The 24,740-nt window shown below is 66.1% G+C and carries 20 protein-coding genes and 1 pseudogene; 16 read left to right on the top strand and 5 right to left on the bottom strand.

The annotated features are described in order from the left end of the window. Both AC1D0P_RS02295 and AC1D0P_RS02290 read right to left on the bottom strand, forming a co-directional pair. Window positions 1–1,944, bottom strand: a complete 1,944-nt coding sequence (locus AC1D0P_RS02295) for a bifunctional 5-dehydro-2-deoxygluconokinase/5-dehydro-2-deoxyphosphogluconate aldolase (RefSeq protein WP_477675199.1) — start codon at window positions 1,942–1,944, stop codon at window positions 1–3. Next, on the bottom strand, window positions 1,941–2,825 hold the full coding sequence (locus tag AC1D0P_RS02290) for a MurR/RpiR family transcriptional regulator (RefSeq protein WP_477675198.1): 885 nt from the start codon (window positions 2,823–2,825) through the stop codon (window positions 1,941–1,943). Before AC1D0P_RS02290 ends, AC1D0P_RS02295 begins: the two co-directional genes overlap by 4 nt. Before the next feature lie 190 nt (window positions 2,826–3,015). On the opposite strand from AC1D0P_RS02290, the gene AC1D0P_RS02285 reads away from it, so the two are divergent. The 4 genes from AC1D0P_RS02285 to AC1D0P_RS02270 are packed head-to-tail and all read left to right on the top strand — an operon-like array spanning window position 3,016 to window position 6,132. Then, window positions 3,016–4,029: a branched-chain amino acid ABC transporter permease gene (locus AC1D0P_RS02285; RefSeq protein WP_477675197.1), complete on the top strand. Its 1,014-nt coding sequence runs from the start codon at window positions 3,016–3,018 to the stop codon at window positions 4,027–4,029. Next, entirely contained in the window at window positions 4,026–4,769 is a 744-nt protein-coding gene (locus tag AC1D0P_RS02280; RefSeq protein WP_477675196.1) for an ABC transporter ATP-binding protein, read from the top strand. Before AC1D0P_RS02285 ends, AC1D0P_RS02280 begins: the two co-directional genes overlap by 4 nt. Continuing rightward, entirely contained in the window at window positions 4,766–5,497 is a 732-nt protein-coding gene (locus tag AC1D0P_RS02275; protein WP_477675195.1) for an ABC transporter ATP-binding protein, read from the top strand. The genes AC1D0P_RS02280 and AC1D0P_RS02275 overlap by 4 nt, the downstream gene beginning before the upstream one ends. A gap of 5 nt (window positions 5,498–5,502) precedes the next feature. Continuing rightward, on the top strand, window positions 5,503–6,132 hold the full coding sequence (locus AC1D0P_RS02270; RefSeq protein ID WP_477675194.1) for an ATP-binding cassette domain-containing protein: 630 nt from the start codon (window positions 5,503–5,505) through the stop codon (window positions 6,130–6,132). Window positions 6,133–6,152: 20 nt separating this feature from the next. Here the strand turns inward: AC1D0P_RS02270 and AC1D0P_RS02265 are convergent, their stop codons facing one another. Then, window positions 6,153–7,955 (bottom strand): sigma 54-interacting transcriptional regulator, encoded by a 1,803-nt coding sequence (locus AC1D0P_RS02265; RefSeq protein ID WP_477675193.1) that lies wholly within the window; start codon window positions 7,953–7,955, stop codon window positions 6,153–6,155. Window positions 7,956–8,222: 267 nt separating this feature from the next. On the opposite strand from AC1D0P_RS02265, the gene AC1D0P_RS02260 reads away from it, so the two are divergent. The 8 genes from AC1D0P_RS02260 to AC1D0P_RS02225 all read left to right on the top strand — a co-directional run bounded on the left by AC1D0P_RS02260 (window position 8,223) and on the right by AC1D0P_RS02225 (window position 19,283). After that, window positions 8,223–9,677 (top strand): benzaldehyde dehydrogenase, encoded by a 1,455-nt coding sequence (locus AC1D0P_RS02260; protein ID WP_477675192.1) that lies wholly within the window; start codon window positions 8,223–8,225, stop codon window positions 9,675–9,677. A gap of 66 nt (window positions 9,678–9,743) precedes the next feature. Next, the gene (locus tag AC1D0P_RS02255; protein WP_477675191.1) at window positions 9,744–10,511 is read left to right on the top strand and encodes a coniferyl-alcohol dehydrogenase; all 768 of its coding nucleotides are present in this window, start codon (window positions 9,744–9,746) and stop codon (window positions 10,509–10,511) included. Window positions 10,512–10,598: 87 nt separating this feature from the next. Then, a complete protein-coding gene (locus tag AC1D0P_RS02250) occupies window positions 10,599–12,275 on the top strand; it encodes a DUF1302 domain-containing protein (RefSeq protein ID WP_477675190.1) in 1,677 nt (558 codons plus the stop codon). A gap of 23 nt (window positions 12,276–12,298) precedes the next feature. After that, the gene (locus AC1D0P_RS02245) at window positions 12,299–13,657 is read left to right on the top strand and encodes a DUF1329 domain-containing protein (RefSeq protein WP_477675189.1); all 1,359 of its coding nucleotides are present in this window, start codon (window positions 12,299–12,301) and stop codon (window positions 13,655–13,657) included. Further along, window positions 13,657–14,712: a WD40/YVTN/BNR-like repeat-containing protein gene (locus AC1D0P_RS02240; protein ID WP_477675188.1), complete on the top strand. Its 1,056-nt coding sequence runs from the start codon at window positions 13,657–13,659 to the stop codon at window positions 14,710–14,712. The genes AC1D0P_RS02245 and AC1D0P_RS02240 overlap by 1 nt, the downstream gene beginning before the upstream one ends. 56 nt (window positions 14,713–14,768) lie before the next feature. After that, complete coding sequence (locus AC1D0P_RS02235; protein WP_477675187.1) at window positions 14,769–17,186, top strand: efflux RND transporter permease subunit; 2,418 nt, start codon at window positions 14,769–14,771, stop codon at window positions 17,184–17,186. Continuing rightward, window positions 17,183–18,295 carry an ABC transporter substrate-binding protein gene (locus AC1D0P_RS02230; RefSeq protein WP_477675186.1) on the top strand — a complete coding sequence of 371 codons (1,113 nt, stop codon included), beginning with the start codon at window positions 17,183–17,185 and terminating at the stop codon, window positions 18,293–18,295. The genes AC1D0P_RS02235 and AC1D0P_RS02230 overlap by 4 nt, the downstream gene beginning before the upstream one ends. 31 nt (window positions 18,296–18,326) lie before the next feature. Beyond that, window positions 18,327–19,283 carry an alpha/beta hydrolase gene (locus AC1D0P_RS02225; RefSeq protein ID WP_477675185.1) on the top strand — a complete coding sequence of 319 codons (957 nt, stop codon included), beginning with the start codon at window positions 18,327–18,329 and terminating at the stop codon, window positions 19,281–19,283. Here the strand turns inward: AC1D0P_RS02225 and AC1D0P_RS02220 are convergent. Next, window positions 19,266–21,284 (bottom strand): acetoacetate--CoA ligase, encoded by a 2,019-nt coding sequence (locus AC1D0P_RS02220; protein WP_477675184.1) that lies wholly within the window; start codon window positions 21,282–21,284, stop codon window positions 19,266–19,268. The two genes, AC1D0P_RS02225 and AC1D0P_RS02220, sit on opposite strands and share 18 nt — an antisense overlap. A gap of 99 nt (window positions 21,285–21,383) precedes the next feature. On the opposite strand from AC1D0P_RS02220, the gene AC1D0P_RS02215 reads away from it, so the two are divergent. The 4 genes from AC1D0P_RS02215 to AC1D0P_RS02200 all read left to right on the top strand — a co-directional run bounded on the left by AC1D0P_RS02215 (window position 21,384) and on the right by AC1D0P_RS02200 (window position 24,144). Next, entirely contained in the window at window positions 21,384–21,854 is a 471-nt protein-coding gene (locus AC1D0P_RS02215; protein ID WP_477675206.1) for a ribonuclease HI family protein, read from the top strand. A 92-nt stretch (window positions 21,855–21,946) separates the two neighbouring features. After that, window positions 21,947–22,342, top strand: a complete 396-nt coding sequence (locus AC1D0P_RS02210; RefSeq protein ID WP_477675183.1) for a RidA family protein — start codon at window positions 21,947–21,949, stop codon at window positions 22,340–22,342. 65 nt (window positions 22,343–22,407) lie between these two features. After that, the gene (locus tag AC1D0P_RS02205) at window positions 22,408–23,028 is read left to right on the top strand and encodes a TetR/AcrR family transcriptional regulator (RefSeq protein WP_477675182.1); all 621 of its coding nucleotides are present in this window, start codon (window positions 22,408–22,410) and stop codon (window positions 23,026–23,028) included. A gap of 231 nt (window positions 23,029–23,259) precedes the next feature. Continuing rightward, window positions 23,260–24,144, top strand: a complete 885-nt coding sequence (locus AC1D0P_RS02200; protein ID WP_477675181.1) for an alpha/beta hydrolase — start codon at window positions 23,260–23,262, stop codon at window positions 24,142–24,144. A gap of 347 nt (window positions 24,145–24,491) precedes the next feature. Here AC1D0P_RS02200 and AC1D0P_RS02195 read toward each other — a convergent pair. Then, window positions 24,492–24,740: pseudogene (locus AC1D0P_RS02195) on the bottom strand (amino acid ABC transporter ATP-binding protein); the annotation flags it as partial.

The raw sequence follows: 24,740 nt of genomic DNA, 5'->3' as shown, positions 1-24,740 counted from the left end.
TCAGTTCACGGCTTCAGCCGCACCGGCTGAAGCGCCGCTTCGTTTTCCCGCCCGCGCCTGGTCCCACAGCACGATCAGCCGCGCATAACGCTCGGCAATGTCTTTCACGACCGCCGCGTTGTCCATGGCACCCGAGAACCAGCCGTTTGCGGCATCGGCAAAAATCGAACGCCCCACCGCGAAGCCGCGGCAGATCGCGTGCGGCGCCGCGATGCGAAAGCTCTGGGCTAGTTTTTCCTCGCTGGCTTCCAGGCCCAGCACCAGCACGCCGCGGCAATGCGTGTCATGCTGGTGGATCACCGTGGCGATCTTTTCCCAGGCGGCCGCGCTGGCGGCGGGCGGCAGCTTCCACCAGTCGGGGAAGATGCCGGCCTGGTAAATCTGCTCCAGCGCCAGCGGCACGGTGTCGTCGTCGGAGGGCATGTCCTTGGGCGGAATGACCTCGATGAGGAATTCGTGAAAGCTGTCGACGCTGGCGCGCTGCAGGTCGGCCAGTTTCGCCAGCTGGCTTTCGCGCAGGGCTGGCGTGTCGTGCGGGTGGTAGTACACCAGGCACTTGGCGACGTGCTCGCCGGGCCAGGTGCGCATCGCCGCGCCCAGGCCGGCGCCGGCTTCGAACTGCAGCGGGCGCGAGCCCGGCAGCTCGACCGGCCGCGCCACCCACCAGCCCTTGCCGGTGACCGAAGGAAGCACGTCTTCGCCGAAACGCCCGTCGACGATCACGCCCACACCGGCGCGCTGGCCGGCACCGCGGCGGGCGCCTTCGGCGATCAGGGATTTAAAGACCGGGATGCGTTCCTTGCCCGCGCCGTGGCGCGCGGCAATCTCTTCGAGCTGCATGCGGTGGTCGAAGGCCAGGATGACCAGTTCTTCCCAGCGGCGCGTGCGCGTGCTGGCGCGGTGCAGGTGTTCGAGTTGCGCGTCTTCGCGCAGGCGGCGCGTGGCCGAGCCATGTGCCAGGAAGAACTGCAGCTCTTCCCAGCTCGCCATGGCCGGCGCGCAGCCGTGGCGCGACACGACCAATGCACCGCAGGCATTGGCATAGGCGCAGCAGCGCGTGAGCGGCTCGCCCGGAATCCAGCCGCGCAGAAAACCCGACATAAAGGCATCGCCCGCACCCAGCACGTTGTAGACGTCGACCGGAAAGCCCGGACCTTGCAGGCCTTGCTCAAGCGAATCGGGAATCGCGCCGTCGAACACCACGCAGCCCATGGGGCCGCGCTTGACGACCAGCGTACCGGCCGTCAGTTCGCGCAGGCGGCGCAGGGCGGCCAGCGTGTCGGTGCTGCCGCCGGCGATATGGATTTCTTCCTCGGTGCCGACCACCAGGTCGCATTGGCCGATGATGGTTTGCAGGTGCGCGCTGACCTCGCCCGAAGGCACGAAGCGCTGCTCGCCCATGCCTGGGCTGGTCAGGCCCCAGAGCACGGGTCGGTAGTCGATGTCCAGCACCACGCGTGTGCCCGCGGCCTTGGCCAGCGCCATGGCGCGGGTGCAGCTTTCGTACGTCAGCGGCTGCGACAGGTGGGTCCCGGAAATCAGCAGCGCCTTGGACGAGGCGATAAAGGCCGCGTCGAAATCGTCCGGGCTGATCGCCATGTCGGCGCAGTTGTCGCGGTAAAAAACCAGCGGGAAGGTGTCGCGGTCCTGGATGCCCAGGAAGACCAGCGCGGTCAGGCGCTTGGGGTCGGTGCCCACGTGGCTCACGTCCACGCCCTCGGCCGCCAGGGTTTCACGCACAAAGCGGCCGTTGTGCTCGTCGCCCACGCGGGTCAGCATGGCCGGCTTGAGGCCCAGGCGCGCCACGCCCACGGCGGTGTTGGCGGGTGAGCCGCCCAGGTATTTGCTGAAGCTCTGCATGTCTTCCAGCCGGCCGCCGATTTGTTCGCCATACAGGTCGACGGCGGCGCGGCCCATGCAGATCAAATCCAGCGGACGATTCATGCGGCCCCCTTGCGCGCGGCCTTGGCTGCTACCGGCTTGGTTCTGGTTTTCGCGGCGCCCTGCTCGGCCAGCTGGTGCCCGGTGCTGACCACCAGCGCCTGCGCCAGGCACAGCGGCGCGACCAGCGAACGGAAGGGCTTGGAGGAATCGTCGGCCAGCTCCAGGCAGACCTTGGCATGCGCCTTGAGCGGCGAAATCGGGCCGTCGGTGATGGCGATCACCGAGGCGCCCAGTTTGGCGGCGACGGCGGCAGCCTCGATGACCTCGGGCGAGTAGTTGCGAAAGCTCGCGGCGATCAGCACGTCGCCGGGCGCGATGGAGCGCAGGCTTTCGCGCAGCATGCCGCCGGTGCCGTCGAGCAGGTGCGTGCGCAGTTCAAGCTGGCTCAGTGCATAAGCCAGGTAACCCGCCACCGGAAAAGCGCGGCGCTGGGCCAGCACATGGATGCGCGGCGCCGAGGCCATGAGTTTCACGGCCGCTTTGAGGTCGGCCTGGGCGATGGTTTCTTCGAGGTGGCCGAGCTCGGCCACCGATTCGCCCACCAGCTGGTGCAGCACACCGGCCGGCGCGCGCTCGCCGTTGAGCTGCTTGCGGCGCAGCTGGTCTATGCGTTCGCGGTAGCTGTCGGAACGCTCCAGCAAGTGGCCGCGGAACACCTGCTGCATTTCGGAAAAACCACCATAGCCCAGCGCGTTGGCGAAGCGGATCATGGCCGAAGGCTGCACCTCGGTGGCCTCGGCCACCGTTGCCACCGTGCCCAGGGCCAGGTCGTTGGGCTGCTCGAGCGCGAAGCGCGCGATGCGCTGCAGCTGCTTGGACATGTCCGGGTAAGTCCGGCCAATCAGCGCCTTGAGTTCTTCGTAAGTCGTTGCAGAGTCCATATGTCGTTGCCGCCTCGGGGAATGCGATGGACGGGCCGGGCCTGCGTCGCATCAAATTAGAATAAATGTTCTTGCTTGTTTAAATAATAGAACGTATATTCTGTTCTGTCCAGCCCTTCTTCAGCTTTTCTTTTCCAGCGCCTTATTCCTGTACCCATTCACCCAGAACAAACGAAGAGACAAGGTCCCCATGCAACTCGCCTCCGGCCGCGCGCCGCTGATTCCCCTGCCGATGCTCGCAACCCTGCTGGTGCTGCTGTCCACACCGCTGTGGGTGGGCCGCGTCGGGCTGTACCAATACCTGGCCCTGGAAATCATGATCTGGGTGCTGTTCGCACTGGGCTACAACCTGTTGCTGGGCTTCACCGGACTGCCCTCCTTCGGGCACGGCGCCTTCTTCGGCACGGGCGCCTACGCCTTCGGCCTGCTGCAGCTCAAGGTCTGGCCCAACCTGTGGTTCGACCTGGCCGGCGCGGTGCTGGTCACGGCGGCGCTGGGCGCTCTGGTGGCGCTGTTCATCTCGCACCGGCGCGGCATTTATTACGCGCTGCTCACCATCGCCTTCGGCCAGGTGTTCTGGTTCATCGCCAACAAATGGCATACCGTCACGGGCGGTGAAGACGGGCTGCTCAACATCAAGCGCCTGCCGGCCGATTTCGGTTTTGTGTCTTTCAACCTTTCGGGTAACAACGCCCTCTTTTTCTTTTGCCTGGCGCTGTTCGCGCTGGTGCTGCTGGGCCTGTGGCGCCTGATCCATTCGCCGCTGGGCCGCATCTTCAGCGCCATCAAGCAGAACGAAATGCGCGCGGCCTTTGTGGGCTACAACGTCTGGCTCTACAAATGGCTGGCCTTCACGATCTCCACCGCGGTGGCGGGCCTGGCCGGTGCGCTGTTCGCCATGGCGCAGCAGTCGGCCTACCCCAATGTCATGAGCCTGCACAACTCGGGTTTTGTCGTGATGATGGTGTTGATAGGCGGCGGGCTGGTGAGCTTCTGGGGCCCCGTCATAGGCGCGACCTTCTTTATCCTGGCGCGCGACCTGCTCGGCGCCTACACCGAAACCTGGCTGCTCTGGTACGGCCTGATCTTCATGGCCATGGTGCTGTTCAAGCCCGAAGGCGTCGCCGGCGCATGGCAGGCCTGGAAGGCCAGGCCGCGGCGCAACGCACCAGCCAAACCGGTGCACGCGGGAGGTGCGCTGTGAAGCTCTTCGAGGCCAGCGGCCTTTCCAAACGTTTTGGCGCCCAGGTGGTGCTGCAAGACATCACGCTCAGCTTCGAGGAGGGCCAGCTCAACGGCATCATGGGCCCCAACGGCGCGGGCAAGACCACCTGCTTCAACGTACTGACCGGCCGCTACAAGCCGGATCGCGGCCGCGTGACCTTTGCCGGCGAGGACATCACCGGCCTGTCGCCGCGCGAGATCGCGCGCAAGGGGGTGTCGCGCTCCTTCCAGATCATGAATTTGTTCGACAGCTACACCGCGCTCGACAACGTGCTGGTGGCCACGCCGCATGTGCGCAGGCAGGGCTTCAACCCCTGGCGCGACCTGGGCGCCGACAGCACGGCGCTGCAGCTGGCCGCGGCCATCCTCGAACGCGTGGGCCTCAAGGGCAAGGAGCGCACGCTGGCCAGCAGCCTGTCTTACGGCGAACGCCGCGCGCTGGAGATCGGCGTCGCGCTGGCGGCCGAGCCGCGCATGCTCTTCCTCGACGAGCCCACCGCCGGCCTGGGCGCCGAAGGCACGGCGCGCCTGATGGAGCTGGTGAAAGAACTCAAGCGCCAGCTCACGATTGTGATCATCGAACACGACATGAACTTTCTTTTCAAACTCGCCGATCAGATCTCGGTCATCCACTGGGGCCAGGTCATCAGCCAGGGCACGCCCGACCAGCTGCGGCAAAACGAATGGGTGCGCCGCTCCAACCTGGGAGCGCTGGCATGAGCGCGGTGCTGAAGCCGGCGACCCAGGCGGACATGCTGACTGTGGATCGTATCGACACCTTTTATGGCGAAACGCAGGTGCTGTTCGACGTGTCGCTCAAAGTCGGCGCCGGCGAGGTGGTGGCGCTGCTGGGCCCCAACGGCGCGGGCAAGACCACGCTGCTACGCTCCATCCTGGGCCTGACGCCGCCGCGCAAGGGAAGCATCGCGTTTGATGCGCGCGACATCACACGCATGCCCACGCACGAGATCGCCAAGGCCGGCATGGGCTGGGTGCCCGACGACAGGCGCATCTTCCCGACGCTGACGGTGGCGCGCAACCTCGCCATCGCGCGCAAGGCCACGCGCTTCCGGTCCTGGCACGAGAAAGAGTGTTTTGAGATCTTCAGCGCGCTCGAGTACCTGATGCACCGCGAGTGCGAAAATCTCTCGGGCGGCGAGATGCAGATGGTGGCGATCTCGCGCGCCCTGCTGGGCTCGCCCGGCCTGGTGCTCTTCGACGAGCCCAGCCAGGGCCTGGCGCCCAAGGTGGTGCAGGACGTGATGAAGACCATCAGCCGGCTCAAGGCCGAAGGCATCGCGGTGCTGGTGGTCGAGCAGAACGTGCAAAGCGCGCTGCAGGTGGCCGACCGCGCCTATGTGATGAACCAGGGCGTGATCGTCCACGAGGGCCCCGCGGCCGACCTGCGCAACGACGCCGCCTTGTGCCGGCAGCTTTTGGGAGTCTGACCCGCATGAGCCATCCACTCCATCCACTGTTACGCGTTGAAAACGTCGCCAAGCAATACCAGCGCGGCGTCTTCCGCAAGACCACGACTTTTTCATTGAACGCCGATTTCGAGGTGCACAAGCCCTGCGTGGTCGGCGTCATGGGCCCCAACGGTTCGGGCAAGACCACGCTGTTCGAGCTGATCACCGGCAGCAACCTGCCGAGCGCGGGCCGCGTGCTCGTCAACGGCCAGGACATCCACCAGGTGCGCACGCGTGAGCGTGACCGGCTGGCGATCCACTACCACCAGTCCTACCAGGTACGGTCCTTCCAGAAGACCAAGCCCGACTTCATGCTGGCGCACGCGCAAAGCGATTCGCCGCTGGTGCACCTGTTCGATGAGCCACAGTTCAACACGCAGGACGGCTACATCGGCTTCATGCTGGACTTCTTCGCCAAACTCAAGGCCAACGGCCGGCTGGTGTTTTTATGCCTGCACCCGAACGAGCCCTACCACGTCGACATCCTGCGGCAATGCTGCGAGCGCTTTATCTTTGTGCAGAAGGGCGCGATCAGTGAAGCGCCGGACTTCGATACGCTGGCGCGCGACGAGAAGGTCAGGGCTTACCTGGGGGCGCTGGCGCCGGCGGTTTGATCCACGGCGCCGCAAGCAGCTCAAATCAGGCTGTGCTTCCTGGCCCGGTAGGCCAGCTTCGCGCGCGTGGTGTTGAGCCGCCGCGCCGCCGCCGAAAGATTTCCCTGGCAGGCGGAGATGGCGTGTTCCAGCGTGTCGCGCTCGGTTTGCTCCAGGGACTGCGGCGTGCCGGTGGCGCCCGCTGGCACGGGATTCGCGCAGGCCTGTGCCCCATCGAAGTTCAAGGTGCCTGAACTGCCCTGCAGCCGCAAGGTCATGACCTCGGTGCTCAGGGTCTCGCCGCCGGTAAACAGGTGGTGCACGTCGATCAAGCCGTCGGCATCGGCCATGATCACGGCGCGCTCGATCAGGTTTTGCAATTCACGTATGTTGCCGGGAAAACCGTAGTTCAGCAGCGTGCGCACCGAGGCCTGCGTGAAGCCGCCGGTGTTGCAGCCGTGCTTGCGCCGGTAGTGGTTCAGGAAATGGTTCATCAGCAGGGGAATGTCGTCGCGCCGTTCGCGCAGCGGCGGCAGATGGATGGGGAACACATTGAGCCGGAAGAACAGGTCTTCGCGGAACCGGCCTTCGCGCACGGCCTGGCGCAAATCCTCATTGGTGGCGGCCACCACACGCACGTCGACCGCGATGCCGCGCGTGCCGCCCACGCGCTCGACCTCGCCCTCCTGCAGGGCGCGCAGCAGCTTGCCCTGGGCCACAAAACTCAGCATGCCGATTTCGTCCAGGAACAGGGTGCCGCCGCTGGCCCGCTCAAAGCGGCCCGGCCGCGAATGGCTGGCCCCGGTGTAGGCGCCGCGCTCCACGCCGAACAGCTCGGACTCGATCAGGGTTTCCGGGATGGCCGCGCAGTTCACCGCGATAAACGGCTGGTCTTTGCGCGGGCTGATCCTGTGCAGCATGCTGGCGAACTTTTCTTTGCCCACACCCGACTCCCCCGTGAACAGCACGGTGGCGGTGGTGCGTGCCACCCGGCTCAGCTGGTGGCAGGCCGCGTTGAAGGCGGATGAGGCCCCCACCATCGCGTCGCCGGCCGGCACGTCGCTGGTCGCCAGGTCGGCCGGCCCCGCTTCGCTGCGTGCATAGGCCGCGGTGTCGACAAACTCCCGGGCGTTCAGGTAGCGCATGTCTTCTTCAATGTTGTCCCACTTGTCGGCGGACTTGCCGACCACCCGGCATTGCGCCTGGCCCATGGACCGGCACATGGTTTCCCGGAAAACGATGAGGCGGCCGAACAGCGTGCTGACATAGCCCGTGGCATAGCCCACCTGCATCCAGCAGGCCGGGGAGCCGCCTATGCCGTAGGCGGCGATGTGTTCATCGTCCTCGCTGGAGTTGTGCCAGATGAATTCGCCCTCATAGCCGCTGGTGTCCGGGTCGTAGGTCACGCTGACCAGCTCCACCTTCACTACGCCCTCGAGCGCGTGCAGGCGCGTGCCGGCCATGGCGGCCGCCGGCGGGTCGGCGTCGGGCCAGTGCTTGCGCACCAGCTGGGCATCGCGGGCGCCGCTGACGTAACCGGCGCGGGTGAACAGGCCGCGGGCTTTTTCGATGCCCAGGCTGTCGATCATTTCGCGGCGCATGGACCCCAGCGCCTCGGTGTGCAGCAGCACCATGCGCTGGTCCTGCAGCCAGATGCGCCCGTCGCCCGGTGAAAAGAACAGGCATTCGCTGATGTCGGCGATCGTCGGGTGCGTGTCGCCGCCTATGTGCGTGCTGGCAAACCCGCCCAGGGCCTTGGCCACCGACGCGCTGTCGAAGCTGCCCAGCGCGACCCCGGTGGCGCGGGCCACTTCGGCCAGGGAAATGCGATCGGATACGCGCATGGCCTTGCTCCTCGATTTGATGGATTTGATCAATTGGTGAAATTTGATTCAACTTTATAACTAGTTGATCAAGAAAACATGGGGGATTTCCATGTGCTGCGCCGCAGCAAACACACCTAGGGTATGTCCCGGTTTTCCCAGTGAAAAAGCTTTGGGTGCAGCGCAGCAAGCGGGCCTTTGCGCGCGGCGCTGGTACATGCATTGCGATACAGGAGCACGACGCGCCGATGTGGCGAGCTGATCAAACAACCGTAAGGACAAAAGCAAATGGGTGTATCCGACGCGATGGCATTTCTGGATTTTTCCGCGCTGGCGCAAGCGCCGCTGGGCGGCGGGAAGCGCGACGTGGTCGAACCGGCGACCGGCAAGGTGATGTGCACGGTGGGCATCGCCAACGCGGCGGACGTGGCCGCGGCCACGCGGGCGGCGGCCACCGCGCAAAAGCCCTGGGCCGCCCTGCCCCCGCGTGAAAGGGCCGACGTCTTCCGCCGCGCCGGCGCGCTGTTCCAGCAGCACTTCGACGAACTCGCGCTGTATGCCACGCGGGAGACCGGCGGCATATTGCCCAAGGGGCAGCACGAGATTCGTGAAGCCATCACCATCTGCCACCTGGCCGCCGCCATGCCGCTGCAGCCCCAGGGCCATGTGCTGCCCAGCGTGCCGGGGCGCACCAGCATCGCCCGCCGCGTGCCGCATGGAGTGGTGGGTGTCATCTCGCCCTTCAACTTTCCGCTGATCCTGACGTTGCGCGCGGTGGCGCCGGCGCTGGCCGCGGGCAATGCCGTGGTCATCAAACCCGACACCCGCACACCGGTGACCGGCGGCCTGATGATCGCGCGCATTTTTGCGGAAGCGGGCCTGCCCAGGGATTTGCTGCATGTGTTGCCCGGCGACGCCGAAGCCGGTGAAGCCCTGGTCACCGACCCGCGGGTGCCCATGATCGCCTTCACCGGCTCGCCCGCGGTGGGCCGGCGCATCGGCGAGCTGGCGGGCAAGCACCTCAAGAAGGTGTCGCTGGAACTCGGCGGCGCGAACTCGCTGATCATCCTGGACGATGCCGACCTGGACATCGCCGCGAGCAACGCCGCCTGGGCCGCCTACCTGCACCAGGGCCAGATCTGCATGGCCGCCAACCGCATCCTGGTGCACCAGAGCATCGCGGCCCCGCTGCTGCAGCGCCTGGTTGCCAAGGCCACGCACCTGCCGGTCGGCGACGGCGCCACCGGCCAGGTCGCGCTTGGGCCGCTGATCGATGCGCGCCAGCGTGACCGCGTGCACGCCATCGTGCAGGACAGCATCAAGGCCGGCGCGAAGCTGGAAGCCGGCGGAAGCTACGACGGCCTGTTCTACAAGCCGACGGTGCTGTCGGGCGTGAAGCCCGGCATGCGCGTGTTCGACGAAGAGACTTTCGGCCCGGTGGCCAACATCGTCACCTTCGGCAGCGACGAGGAAGCGGTCGCGCTGGCCAACAACAACAGCGGCAGCCTGGCCTGCGCCGTCATCTCCCGTTCGGTGGGCCGCGCCATGGCGGTGGGGCAGCAGCTCAAGGCCGGCATGGTCCACATCAACGACCAGACCGTCAACGACGACTGCGTCAATCCCTTCGGCGGCCCCGGCATCGCGGGCAACGGCAGCAGCGTGGGCGGCCCGTCCGACTGGGAGGAATACACGCAATGGCAGTGGATGACCGTCAAGGACACCGCGCCCATGTTCCCGTTCTGAACCAGACGTTCAGCCCCTCACCACTTCAAGGAGACCTTTCATGAATCCGCACACCCGGGAGGCTTTATGAGCCTGCAAGGCAAAACCATTGTCATCACCGGCACCTCGTCCGGCATAGGCGCCGAGGTCGCCAGGCTGGCGCGCTTCCAGGGCGCGACGGTCATCGGCATGGACCGCAACGATCCCAGCCTCACGCTGGACGGCTTCATCAAGGCCGACCTCGGCACCGCCGCGGCGATAGACGCCGCCGTGGCCCAATTGCCGGCCCAGGTCGATGCCCTGTGCAACATCGCCGGCGTACCCGGCACGGCTGACGGCGAGCTGGTGGCCCGCGTGAACTACCTGGGCCTGCGGCACCTGACGGAAAAGGTGCTGGCGCGCATGCCGCGCGGCGCCAGCATCGTCAACGTGGCGTCCATATTGGGCGCCGAATGGCCGCAGCGGCTGGCCCAGCACAAGGAGTTGGCGGCCGCCAAAGGGTTTGAAGCCGGCGCGGCGTGGCTGCGCAGCCACCCGGTGCCGCAGGCGACCTGCTACCAGTATTTCAAGGAAGCCCTGATCGTCTGGAATGCCGTGCAGTCGCAGGAGTGGTTCCTGGGCAAAGGCGTGCGCATGAACTGCGTGGCGCCCGGCCCGGTGTTCACGCCCATCCTGGGCGACTTCGTCGCCATGCTGGGCCAGGAACGCGTCCAGGCCGATGCCCACCGCATGCTGCGCCCCGGCTTTGCCGACGAGATCGCACCCGTCATCGCCTGGCTGTGCAGCGACGCCGCGCGCTGGGTCAGCGGTGCCAACATTCCGGTCGACGGCGGCCTGGCCTCCACCTATATCTGACTACCTCTAGCGACGGCACGCCAAGGATGCGAGGGCATCCATCCCCAACCCACGACAAACACGACACATAACGAGGAGACAAAAACCATGACAAAACTATTCACCCCCTTCAGGCTCAGCACGCTGGCGCTGAGTTGCCTGGCCTGCATGCTGCAGGCCCATGCCTTCGAGCTGGAATCCAGCGACCCCGACACCAAGATCCGGCTGGACTTCACACCCAAGTACAGCCTGGCCTGGCGGATGAAAGACCCGTCCGCGCTGCTCACCTCGCCGGCCGCCCGCGGCGACGGCGGCGTCACCAACGAGAACGACGGCGACCTCAACTTCAAGAAGGGCCTGATCTCCAACCGCGCCGACCTGCTGACCGAGTTCGACTACAACCGCAGCAACTGGGGCCTGCGCGTCAGCCACTCCGCCTGGTACGACTCGCAATACCTGCGCGCCAACGCCAACGACGGCACGGCCGGCGTCAGCAACTTCGCCGGCCAGCCCGCCAACCAGTTCGTCCCCGCGACGCGGGACCAGCACGGCCGCGGCGACGAATTCCTCGACGCCTTTGTCTGGGGCAAGGGATCCCTCGGCAGCATGCCGGCCTCGATACGCGTCGGCAAACACGCGCTGCAGTACGGCGAGAGCGTGTTCTTCGGCCAGAACGGCATCGCCAACGCGCAGGGCCCGGTGGACATCGCAAAAATCGTCTCGGTGCCGAACTGGCAGTTCAAGGAAGTGCTGCTGCCGGTGGAACAAATCTCCGGCACGCTGCAGGTGGCCGAGGGCGTGACGCTGGGCGGCTACTACCAGCTCAAGTGGCGGCCCAGCAAGATCCCCGGCGTCGGCAGCTATTTCTCCAACCAGGACTACATAGGCGGCGGCCGCGTCTACCTCGGCGGGCCGGTGCTGCCCACCGACACCAGCCGCGACCAGAAGCCGGGCGACAGCGGTCAGTTCGGCGCGCAGCTGCGCTGGGCGCCGGCCGGCGGCAACTACGAGTTCGGCCTGTACGCGGCGCGCTACAACGACAAGACCCCGGCCGTCCCGGTGTTCGACCTGATCAACGGCAATGTGCACAACGTCTATGCCAAGGGCATCAAGACCGTGGGCGCCAGCGTCACCTCGTCGATAGGGCAGCTCAACTGGGCGCTCGAAGGCTCGCTGCGCAGCAACGCGCCGCTGGCCAGCGATCCGGCCGTGCTGGGCGGCGCGCCCTTTATGCCGCCGGCCAACTGCGACGGCTCGTCTTCCAACCCCTGCTACGCCATCGGCAGGACGGCGCACGTGAATCTGTCGGGCATCTATGTGCTCAACAAGTCCGGCTTGTGGGACGGCGGCGCCCTGGTGGCGGAACTGGCTTGGAACCGGCTGCTGAGCGTGAGCAAAAACCCCAGCGCTGTCGGCTTCGGCGGGCTGGACCCCAACGCCACGCGTGACGCCGCGGCCTTTCGCATGATCTTCGAGCCGCAGTACTTCCAGGTGCTGCCGGGCCTGGACCTGTCCATCCCGCTGGGCCTGGGCTACAACTTCGGCGGCCGCTCCTCAGCCGTCATCAACTTCGCCGGCGGCGCCAGCAACGCGGGCGACGTGAGCATAGGCATCAAAGGCAAATACCAGAACGTCTGGAACTTCGCCCTGAACTACACCGCCTTCTTCGGCAAGGAAAACACCCTGACCGTCACCGACCCCAGCACCCCGACCCGCATGCTGTCCTATGGGCAGAGCCTGAAAGACCGCAACTACGTTTCCTTCACCGCTTCACGCACTTTCTGAAAAACATTACAGAGACAACCATCATGATGCACACCGCAAAACATTCATGGCTCGTGGCCGCCCTGCTGGCCGGCGCCATGTCCGCCCAGGCCGCCGTCACCGCCGAAGAGGCCGCCAAACTCAAATCCTCGCTGACGCCCATGGGCGCCGAGAAAGCCGGCAACAAGGACGGCAGCATCCCGCCCTGGGAAGGCGGCCTGGCCAAGGCCGCGCCGGGCTACAAGAACGGCGATGCGCGGCCCGACCTGTATCCCAACGAAAAACCCCTCCTGTCGATCAACGCCAAAAACATGGCGCAGCACGCCGACAAGCTGACCGACGGCGTGCAGGCGCTGATGAAGAAGTACCCCGACTTCCGCATCGATGTCTATCCCACGCACCGCACCGCGGCGGCGCCGCAGTCGGTGTACGACAACACCTTCAAGAATGCCACGCGGGCCAAGACCATCGAAGGCGGCTACGGCATGGAAGGCGCTTTCGGCGGCACGCCGTTCCCGATTCCCAAGGACGGCTATGAAGCCATGTGGAACCAGCGCACGGCCTGGCGCGGCGGCAACTTCGCCATGCCGATGCGTGTGTGGGTGGTGACCTCCGACGGCAAACGCACCATGGCCTCCGGCGGCACGCAGACCATACGCCAGGCCTTCTACGACAAGGACGGCAGCGCCGAGAAGTTCGACGGCTACTACCAGTACGGCAAGCTGGTGGTCAACGCGCCGGGCTCCAAGGCCGGCGAGGCCATCCTGGCGCTCGACGGCGTTTCGGAAGCCGCGCCGCGCGGGCTGTGGCAATACCTGGTGGGCCAGCGCCGCGTGCGCAAAGCGCCTTCCGTGGCCTATGACACGCCCGACTCGGTGACTTCCGGCATTGGCCTGTTCGACGAAGCGTTCACGCTGTTCGGCCCCATCGACAAGCACGAGCTCAAGCTGGTCGGCAAGAAAGAAATCTACATCCCCTACAACAACAACCGCGCCGCCTCCGCGAAGATCGAAGACCTGGTGACGCCCAACACGCTGAACCCCGCGCAGGTGCGCTGGGAACTGCACCGCGTGTGGGAAGTCGAGGCCACGCTGGCGGCCGGCAAGCGCCACGTGGTGCCCAAGCGCAAGTACTACATCGACGAGGACTCCTGGCAGATCGCGCTGTTCGACGGCTGGGACGCCAAAGGCCAGCTCTGGCGCACCAACTACGCGCTGATGCTGACGGCGCCCGACATTCCGGCGGTGACCAACATCGTGCTGTGGGGCGGTTATGACATGCAGACCGGCGCCTACTACCTGAACATGGCCTCCAACGAACTGCCCAAGCAGTACGAAATGCAGCCGCCGATTCCGCGCTCCTTCTTCAGCGCCGAGTCCCTCGCCAGCGAAGGCGCGCGCTGATGGCTGGAGTCACCCGACGGCAAGCCGTCCTGGCGGGGCTGGGCGGGATTGCCGCGCTGCCCGCCTGGGCAGCCAATGTGCCGGCGGTGCTGTCGCAAGCCGCGCTGCTCACACCCAAGGCCTTGGGCGCGGCCACGCTGGCCGTGGCACGGGCCGGTGACCGGCTGGTGGCCGTCGGCGAGCGCGGCACGGTGCTGCTGTCGGACGACCATGGCGCAAGCTGGCGGCAGGCGCAGGTTCCGGTGCAAGCCACTTTGACGGCCGTGTGTTTTGCCGACGCGCGCACCGGCTGGACTGCGGGACACCTGGGCGTGATCCTTCGCAGCGTGGATGGCGGCGCCAGCTGGCACAAGCAGCTCGACGGCGTGCAGGCGGCCAAACTCGTGAAGCAGGCTGCGGAGCGTTCAGGCGATGCCGGTGCCATGGCGCAGGCGCAGCGCCTGGTGGAAGAAGGCGCGGACAAACCTTTTTTTGACCTCGAATTCATCGACGCCCTGCGCGGCTTTGCCGTCGGCGCCTACAACCTGATGTTCGCCACCACGGACGGTGGCAAGAGCTGGACGGCCCTGGGGCCGCGGCTGCCGAACGCCAAGAACCTGCACCTGTACGGCGTGCGCGCGCGCGGCCGCATGCTGGTGATCGCCGGCGAACAAGGCCTGCTGCTGCGTTCCACCGACGGCGGCGCCAGCTTCAGCGCGCTCGCGTCGCCCTACAAGGGCAGTTTTTTCGGCCTGCTGCAAACACGCGGCGGCGCGCTGGTGGCCTACGGCCTGCGCGGCTCGGCGTATCGCTCCGCCGATGAAGGCCTGCACTGGGACAAGCTGGACACCGGCCTGCCCATGGCGATCGGGGCCGGCATGGCTTTGCCGGACGGCGGCTTTGTGCTGGTAAGCCAGGCGGGCGACGCCCTGGTGGGCGGCGCGGACGGGCCCGCCCTGCGGCGCATCCCGGCGCGTGAAGCGGTTCCGGTTTCCGGCGCCGCCCTGGCGGCCGACGGCAGCCTGGTGCTGGCGAGCCTGCGCGGCATGCGGCGTGTGGAACTGCCCGCCAGCTAAAAGAAAAAAAGAAGAGAACCACCCGGAGACCAGCGCCGCGCACGCGGCAAGACTTTATGCACGCCGATTCATCCTCCTCCACCCAACCCGTTGTCGCGCGGCTTGAAGATTTCGACACGCGCTCGGGCACGCTGCTTGAGCGCGCTTTTTTTAACCACCGGCCCTGGGTCATGGCGGTGTGCGTGCTGCTCACCCTGTTGCTGGGCTGGCAGGCTACCAAGTTGCGTCTGAACGCGAGTTTTGAAAAAACCATTCCGACGGGCCATCCCTACATCGTCAACTACCTGGCGCACAAGAGCGACCTGGGCGGCCAGGCCAATGCGCTGCGGCTGGTGGTGCAGGCCCGGCAGGGCACGATCTTCGACAAGGCCTATCTCGACGCACTGCAGAAGATCAATGACGAGATCTTCCTGCTGCCCGGCGTGGACCGCCCTTTCATGAAGTCGCTGTGGACCTCCAACACCCGCTGGGTGGCCGTGACCGAAGAAGGCCTGGACGGCGGGTCGGTGATCCCCGACGCCTACGACGGCTCGCCCGCCAGCCTGGCCGGCTTGCGTGCCAACGTCGAGCGTTCGGGCGAGATCGGCCAGCTGGTCGCGGGCGACTTCAAGTCCAGCATCGTGTTTGTTCCCCTGCTGGACCGCAACCCCGAAACCGGACAGGCGCTGGATTACGGCGAGTTGTCCCGGCAGATCGAAGTCCTGCGCGCCAAATACGGCAGCGACACGCTGCAGGTCCGCGTGACCGGCTTCGCCAAGGTCGCGGGCGACCTGATCGAAGGACTGCACCAGGTGCTGCTGTTTTTTCTGCTGGCCCTGGCCATCACCACGGTGGTGCTGTTCGGCTACACGCGCTGCAAGCGCAGCACCGCGCTGGTGGTGGCCTGTTCGCTGGTGGCGGTGGTCTGGCAGTTCGGCCTGCTGGCGCTGCTGGGCTACGAGCTCGACCCCTATTCGGTGCTGGTGCCTTTCCTGGTGTTCGCCATCGGCATGAGCCACGGCGCGCAGAAGATGAACGGCATCATGCAGGACATAGGCCGCGGCACGCACCGTGTCGTGGCCGCGCGCTACACCTTCCGGCGCCTGTTTGTCGCAGGCCTGACCGCGCTGCTCTGCGATGCCGTGGGCTTCGCGGTGCTGGTCATCATCCAGATCAAGGTCATCCAGGACCTGGCCCTGATCGCCAGCATAGGCGTGGCGGTTCTGATCTTCACCAACCTCGTGCTGCTGCCCATCCTGCTGTCCTATGTGGGTGTGGCGCCCGCCGCCGCCGCGCGCAGCCTGCGCCAGGAAACACCGCAAGGGACGCAACGTTCATGGCTGTGGGCCTTGCTGGACCATTTCACGCAGAAGCGCTGGGCTACAGCGGCGGTGATCGTTGCCACCCTGATGGCCGCGGGTGGCTATGCCATCAGCCTGCATCTGAAGATCGGAGACCTGGACCCAGGCGCCTCCGAGCTGCGCCCCGGCTCGCGCTACAACCAGGACAACGCCTACCAGATCGCCCACTACGCGGCCAGCGCCGACATCCTGACCGTGATGGTGACCACGCCCGCGGATAAGTGCACGGCCTATGGCACGCTGGCCAAGGTGGACGCCCTGGCCTGGCAGCTGGAGCAGCTGCCCGGGGTGGAATCCACCAACTCCATGGCCGCGCTGTCCAAGCTGGCCATGGTGGGCTACAACGAGGGCAACTTCAAGTGGTTTGAACTGCTGCCCAACGAAGGCGCCCTGGGCGGCGTGCAGACGCGCGCGCCGCGCGAGCTCTTCAACCAGAGCTGCTCATTCCTCGCGCTCTACGTCTACCTGAAAGACCACAAAGCCGAAACCCTGGCGCGCGTGGTGGCCGACGTGGAGCGCTTCGCGGCCTTCAACAACACGCCCGACGTCAGCTTCAAGCTGGCGGCGGGCAGCGCCGGCATAGACGCGGCCACCAACATCGTGGTGGGCAAGGCCATGCGCGAGATGCTGCTGTGGGTGTATGCGGCGGTGGTAATTCTGTGCTGGATCACTTTCCGCTCCTGGCGCGCGGTGGTGGTGGCGGTGCTGCCGCTGGTGCTGACCTCGATCCTGTGCGAAGCGCTGATGGTGGGCCTGGGCATGGGGGTGAAGGTCGCCACGCTGCCGGTGATCGCGCTGGGCGTGGGCATAGGCGTGGACTACGCGCTGTATGTGCTCAGCATCACGCTGGCCCGCATGCGGGAAGGCGCCAGCCTGTCCGAGGCCTACCACCATGCGCTGCAGTTCACCGGCCGCGTCGTGCTGCTCACCGGTATCACGCTGGCGCTGGCCGTCGGCACCTGGGCTTTCTCGCCGATCAAGTTTCAGGCCGACATGGGCATCCTGCTGGCCTTCATGTTTGTGTGGAACATGGTGGGGGCGCTGGTCCTGTTGCCGGCGCTGGGCTACTTCCTGCTGCGGCCGGCCGTGGATGCCGCGAGCCCCGTGCCCAAGGGCGCAAGCGCGCTGGTATGAGCGCGCGCGCACTCATTGCCGCGGCGATGCTGCTGTGCGCTTGCACGGCAGGCCAGGCCGCGCCAGAACCCATCGTCATCGGCCAGTCGCTGCCGCTCACCGGCGCGGGTTTTCCGGTCGCCAACCGCGTGCTCGCCGGCGCCCGCGCGCATGTGGAGCGCGTCAACGCGTCGGGCGGAATTGCCGGACGCCCCGTCGAGCTGGTGACGCTGGACGACGGCGGCGACCCCCGGCGCGTGGCGGCCAACCTGCGCACCCTGGTGAGCCGGCACAAGGCGGTGCTGATCGCCAATTGCCTGGGCGAGCGGGCCTGCCTTGAAGCCGCCCAGGCCACGCGCGAACTTCGCGTGCCGCTGGTCGGCCCGATGTCGGGCGCGTCGGCTTTGCGTGCTCCCGATGTCCGCCATGTTTTCAGCCTGCGGCCGGACGACGCGCGGGAGGCCGAGGCGCTGGCGCGCCAGCTGGCATCCATCGGCGTCACCCGCGTGGCGGTACTCGCCGACGATTCCGAACCGGCGCGCACGGCGGCGCTGGTGGCGGCCTTGCAACGCGACGGCCGGCAAGTCACGCGCATCACCGCCGACGCACGGCTGGCGTCCATCGAAGCGGCTTTCCGCGACGTGGCCAGGGCTGCGCCGCAAGCCCTGGTCCTCAACCTGGGCAACGAAGTGCTGGATGCGCTGGGCCGGCTTCCGGCCTCGGCCTATGACAGCGTGCCGTCGACCGTCGCCACTTTGTCGACGGCGGGGCTCACGCAGCTGACACGGCTGTTTCGCAACCGGCTGGTGGGCTACACCAGCGTGGTGCCGAATCCCGAGGTGGCACGCCTTCCCATCGTGCGTGAACTCGAGCGCGATGCCGACGATTTCATCGGCCCCGAGGCGATGACCTTCGAAGGCCTGGAGTCCTACCTGAACCTGCGTGTCTGCACCGAAGCCTTGCGCCGTGCCGGCCCGCGCGCCGACGGCCAGCGCCTCGGCGAGGCGATTGAAAGCCTTGGCGCACTGGACCTGGGCGGCTTCAGGCTCTCGTTCGGCCGGGAGCGGCACCACGCATCGGACCATGTCGAGATCGGCATGCGCGCGCGCGACGGCAAATTAATTAGATGACCACATGACCCACCCACGAGGAGACTCTCGAATGAATTCTGTTGTGAAGCCGGTGCTGGAGACGGCCGATATGGACCCTGGCCTGGCCGGCTTTCTGGCCCAGGCCGCCGCGCAGGGCAACCCGCCGCTGGAAAGCCTGCCGCCGGCCATCGCGCGGCAGGTTTACCGCGAACTTGCCGACACATTGGGCCTGCCGGCCCCGGCCATCGGGAAGGTGAAAGACATCAGCTTCCCCGGACCGGGCGGCCCGCTGTGCCTGCGCACATACAGCCCCGACGCCCCAGGCCCCTGGCCCGTGCTGCTCTACGCACATGGCGGCGGTTTTGTCATAGGCGACCTGGAGACCCATGACAAGGTCTGCCGCACGCTGTGCCACCACAGCGGCATGCTGGTCGTGGCGGTGGACTACCGGCTGGCGCCCGAACATCCCTTTCCCGCCGCGCCGGACGACGTCGAGGCCGCCTTGCGCTGGGTGCTCACGAACCCCGCCGCGCTGGGCGGCGACGCCGGCCGCATCGCGGTGGCCGGCGACAGCGCCGGCGCGCAACTCGTGCTGGTCGCAGCGCGCCGCGTCAACGCAAGGGCCGTCCGTGCCCTGGGCCTGATCTACCCGGTGGCGCAGCACCCCAGCCAGCCCAGCGCCTCCTACCCGGAGAACGAAGGCAAATTTCTCACCATGGACGTGATGCGGTGGTTTATGGCCAGCTACCTCGGCAAGCAGCCCGATGCGGACAAGCACCCCGACTTTGCCTTGCTGGACTCAGGCGGCCTGGCCAGCCTTCCCGCCACCTGGGTGGCCACCATGGGCCATGACCCGCTGCGCGACGAAGGCCACGCCCTCGCACAGCGCGTGGCCTCGGCCGGCGTGCAGGTGGCGCACCGGCACTACCCGGAGGCGATTCATGCCTGTATTCATTTCACGGCGGTGTCGCCGGTAGGCCTGCGGGTCATGACGGACCTGGCGCTGTGGCTACGCCAGCGGGTTTGACGGCTTCCCGGCACGCTGGCGCGCAAAGGCCACATACCAGTCCAGGCAAGCGGGGTTGGCCATCGCATCGCGGTTCAGCACTTTCTCGAGCGGCTGGCCCAGCAGCAGCTTCTTGATCGGCAGCTCCTGCTTCTTGCCGGAGAGCGTGCGCGGAATTTCGGGCACGGCAAAGATCTCGTTTGGCACAAAGCGCGGCGACAGCGCGGTCTTGACGGCCTGGTTGAGTTTGGCCTTCATCGCCTCATCCAGTGCCTGGCCGGGACGCAGCACAACGAAGAGCGGCATATAACTTTCGCGGCCCAGGTATTCGAGGTCGACCACCATGGAGTCCAGCACCTCGGGCAGCGCCTCGATGGCGCTGTAGAGCTCGCTGGTGCCCATGCGCAGGCCGTGGCGGTTGATGGTGGCGTCGCTGCGGCCGTAGATGATGCAGCTGCCCGAGGGCGTGACCTTGAGCCAGTCGCCATGCCGCCAGACACCGGGGTAGGTGTCGAAGTAGCTTGCGAGGTAGCGCTGATTGTCTTTGTCGCCGACGAAGTAGAGCGGCATGGACGGCAGCGGCTGCGTGCAGACCAGCTCGCCGACCTCATCGACGACGGATTCGCCCTTGTCGTTCCAGGCCTCGACGGCGCAGCCGAGGATGCGGCATTGCATTTCGCCGGGGACGACGGGCAGCTCGCGGTTGCCGCCAATGAAAGCGCCAGCGAAGTCCGTGCCGCCTGAAATATTGCACCACCAGATGTCGGGGTTTCCAATCTTTGCGAATTGCGCTGTGCCCCAGCGCTGTGTGTCCTCGCTCAGCGGGGAGCCGGTGGTTCCCAGGGTGCGCAGCCGGCTCAGGTCTCCGCATTGCGCAATGTCAATACCCGCCTTCATGCAGTTGGCAAAGAAGGCCGCGCCCGCGCCGAAGAAGGTCGCGCGGGTGTTCGCGACAAAGCGCCACAAGGTGGTCCAGTCGGGCTTGTCCTTGTTCGTGCCGGCCGGGTTGCCGTCGTAGATGCAACAGGTGGTGCCATTGAGCAGGCTGGCGGCCTGTACGTTCCACATGATCCAGCCGGTGGAGCTGTACCAGTGAAAGCGTTCTGGATTGGCCGGGTCGGCATAACTGGGTGCCAGGTCGTTGTGCAGGCGCAGCAGCGCCAGCCCCACCAAGGCCACGCCGCCATGGCCGTGGACGATGGGTTTGGGCAGGCCGGTGGTGCCGCTGGAATAGACGATCCACAGCGGGTGGTCGAAGGGCAACCACAGCGGCTCGAAGGCTTTGGTCTGGGCGTCGTCGCGCGCGACGGCCTGCGCGAAATTCGCGTGGCATGCCGGCACATCCGAGACCGGAAGAATCTCGTGAATGAGCACATGCGTGACGCTGGGCAGGGCCGCAACCAGTTCGGCCACTGCCTCGCCGCGCGCCATGTCGCGCCCGCCGTAATGCACACCGTTGCAGGCGATCAGCACCTTGGGCGCAATCTGGCGAAAGCGGTCCAGCACGGCGGGCGTGCCCATGTCGGGCGCGCAGACGCTCCAGACGGCGCCCAGGCTGACCGTGGCGAGAAAGGCAACCATGGTTTCGGGCGTGTTGGGCAGGTAGGCGGCCACGCGGTCGCCGGGCTGCACGCCCTGGGCCTGGAAGTGCAGGGCCAGCGAGGCCGCCTGGCGGCGCATCTCGGCCCAGCCGAGTTCGCGCGCCGCCTCGCCCTTCGCCAGGCTGGCTTCGCCGTGGCTCAGGATGGCGGGCACGCCCGCCGCTTCGGCCGCGGCCGCATGGCGGAACACCTGCTGCGCGTAATTGCCCTGCGCGCCGGGAAACCATTCAGCCCCGGGCATGGTGCGCCGGCCCAGCACGGCCGTGTGCGGCGTGGGCGACTGGACCTCGAAGTAATCCCAGATGCTTTGCCAGAAGGCGTCGAGGTCGCTGACCGACCAGCGCCACAGCGCGTCGTAGTTGTCGAAGGACAGGCCGCGTGTGGCCTGCAGCCAGTTCTGGTAGTGGCGTATCTGGAACATGGCGCAACCATAAACCAAGTCGGAGCGGAGGCTGACCGAAAGGCGTGAAGGCCGTGGCTTATATTGCTGGACCCGACCATGAAAATCGGCGGCATGCGGATGTCGCCATTCGCCTGGAACTGTTTATTGACCGAAGAAGCCTGGACGATCCACTGCGACGGCAGCGCCGTGCCCAACCCCGGCCGCATGGGCCTGGGCGCGGTGCTCACTGCGCCTGACGGCACGCGGCATTCGCTGTCCGCCCTGGCCGAGGGGCGGGGCTGCAACAACGAGGCGGAACTGCGCGCGCTGATGGCAGCGCTGCGGGAAGCCAAACAGCGAGGCGCGGCCGCGCTGGTGATTCATTGCGACAACAGTGTGGTCGTGAAACAGCTGTCCGGGACCGCCCTCGAACCCTTTTTACGCCTGGTCCCGCTGTTTGACGAGGTGCGTACCGAGTTGCGGTCCTTCACGTCAGCGCGGTTGGTGTGGATACCACGCCACCGCAACCGCGAAGCCGACGCCCTGGCCAGGGCGGCTGTGGGGCTGCTGCCCAAGAAGCCGGCCACGCCTGCCAGGCGCCGCCGTTAGCGGCAGCTATGCTTCGTCCTGTCGCGAAGCATGGCCGTGCCCTTGCGGGGTACAAAGGCAGCAGTACCCGCAACTCCACCCGGAACACCGCCATGGCCAAAGAAGTTATTCGCGTCGAGCCCCTTTCCACCTGGCTGGAGCGATGGAAGGCGCCCACTTCGGTGATGACGCGCCATCGCGACACGGTTTATGTCTCCGGCCTGCCGCCGTTTGACCCGGCCACGGGCGAAGTCATCATCAATGCCTCCCTTGAACGCCAGACCGAGCTGGTGCTGGAGCAGATGAAACTTTGCCTGGAGACGGCGGGCTCCTCGCTGGGCAAGGTGTTGAAGTGCAACGTTTATTGCACCTCGGTCGAGAAGTTCGCGGCAGTCAATACGATTTACGCCCGGTACTTTCCCAAAGACCCGCCGGCCCGGATTTTTGTCTGCGTGCCCGCCTGGCCAGGGCACTTTGACATTGAGATCGACTGCATTGCAGCCTGCTAGAAGGCTAAAAACCGAGATTCCAGGACGGGATTGCCATTTCGCACAATCGTGCTAATATTCGCGCCATGGACGCCAAAACCCAGAAAAGCGAAATGACCCGCGCCGCCATCATTGGCGCCGGCATTGACCTGGCCGCGGCGGACGGCCTGGAGGCTATCACCTTGCAGGCAGTGGCGGACCGCATCGGTCTTTCCAAGAGCGGCGTGTTTTCGCGCATCGGCTCGCGCGAGGCTTTGCAAAAGGCCGTGATTGAAGAATTCGGCCGACGTTTCATTGCCGATGTGTTCGTGCCCGCCATGCAGCAGCCCAAGGGCTTGCCGCGGCTGGAGACCATCGTGCAGCGCTGGATTGTGCGTACGCGCGATGTCGAGGCCAAGTCGGGCTGTATTTACACTGCGGGCGCCTTTGAGCTGGACGACCGGGAAGGCGAGTTGCGCGACCTGCTGTTCGGCGAGGTCACCCGCTGGCGCGCCTCGTTGCGGCGCACCGTGCTGCAGGCCATGGAGGCCGGTCAACTGAAGGCCGACACCGATGCGGAACAGCTGGTCATGGAAATCAGCAGCATTGCCATGGGGATGCTGCACGATGCCCGTTTTCTGCGCGACCCACGCGCGGCGGAACGGGCTCAGGCATCCTGGGAGCGCCTGATCAAGAGCTACCAGACAGAGGCAATCACCAACAAATAAGAGACAAGGCAAGGCGAAAGAGGCAGCAGTGCTTTTTTCAGTGTTTGGGTAACTTTTAATTTCGCACGACTGTGCGGAGAAATGAGGAAATCATGTTGATCCTGATCATCGGTTTAGGCGTATTTCTTGGCGTTCGCACCGTGAGGGCGGTTCTGGCTTCGCTACGCAGTTTGCCGCGCAGCAACGAAGACTGGATCTGGTACTGACATCCAGAAGAAAAAGGAAACCGCCATGACACGCACCTCCCTGCAGGCCACCACGGCCTTTTACAACGCCAGCCCCCTGACGCGCATCTTCCGCTGGGGCCTGGGCGCTTCGCAGCAACTGTGGCCGTCGCTGGCCGTGCGCGCGGCTTACCGCCTGTTCGGCACGCCGCTACCGCCCAAGTGGGTGAGCCGCCGCAGAAAGTGGAGCCCCGACTGGCACATTGAGCAATGGCCTTTTGAAGACGCCAGCGTGACGATGTACAGCCGCCCCATCGCGCCGGCCGGCCCGGTGGTGCTGCTGGTGCACGGCTGGGGCGGGCATGCCGGACAGATGCTGGCACTGGCGGAGGTCTTGAGTGCGCAAGGCCTGCGGCCGGTCATTATTGAAATGCCGGCGCACGGGCGCAGCAGCGGTTCGGTCACCAACCTGCCGCAGTTCGCGCGCGTGCTCGAGTACGTGACGGCGCGGCTGCTGCAGCAGGGCCACACCCTGCGCGCGGTAGTGGCGCATTCGCTGGCGGCCAATGCCGGCGCGTATGCGGCCAGCCGCGGGCTGGCGGCCGGCCGCCTGGTGCTGCTGGCACCGCCGGCCTCGCCGCTCGAATACACGCGGCTGTTCGCGCACGTGTTCGGCCTGCGCGAATCCACGCGCGCGGCCATGCAACGGCGCATCGAGGCGCGCGAAGGCATTTTGATGCCGCAGTTCGAGCCCGCGGCGGTCGGCCCACGCATCAGCCTGCCCACGCTGGTGGTGCATGACCGGCAGGACAGCATCAACCGCTTCGCCGACGGCGTGGCCTATACCGAAGCCATCGCCGGCGCGCGCCTGCTGGCCACCGAAGGCCTGGGCCACCGCAAGATCCTCAAGGACGACGAGGTGCTGAGGCAGGTGGCCGCATTCCTGGCCTGACGAGGGTGCTGGTCCTTTTTTGTTTTTGAAAACTCGCCCTGAAAAAGCGGCAGCTTTCTGGAAACCCAATTGGATCGCGTGGAGTCGCCGTCAGTGGTCGGTCACGGCGACCCGCAAGGGGGCCCAACCCAGCCGGTAAACGGATCCCGCTTGAGCGCCTGCAGTACAGCGAAAGCGGTCCTGCCGAAGTTGAAATTGACCTCCTGATACCGGCCACTGGTGCCAAACATCCAAGGATCAGCCGTCGAACCGCGATGTCGGCACCAAAGTGCAAACGCACTTGACCAGAGGCAATCGCCGGCACTTGGGAGTGGCGCAACGCGCCGGGCTTCAGATTGAGCCCAATATCAGGTGATCGGCAAACTTCGTCTCACCCACGGCGCCAGAAATGTCTGTATCCGCGGGTGCGCAGGACGCCGGATGATTTCATCGGCCGTCCCAACCGCCACCAGTTCGCCTTTTTCCATGAAGGCGATGCGGCTGGCCACTTGCGCCGCGAAACTCATTTCGTGTGTGACCATCACCATGGTCATGCCATCGCGCGAGAGCGAGAGAATGACTTCCAGCACCTCATCAACCAACTCGGGGTCCAGCGC

This window comes from Polaromonas sp. P1_G2 (assembly GCF_056405515.1).
This window is presented reverse-complemented; position numbering and strand designations above follow the sequence as displayed.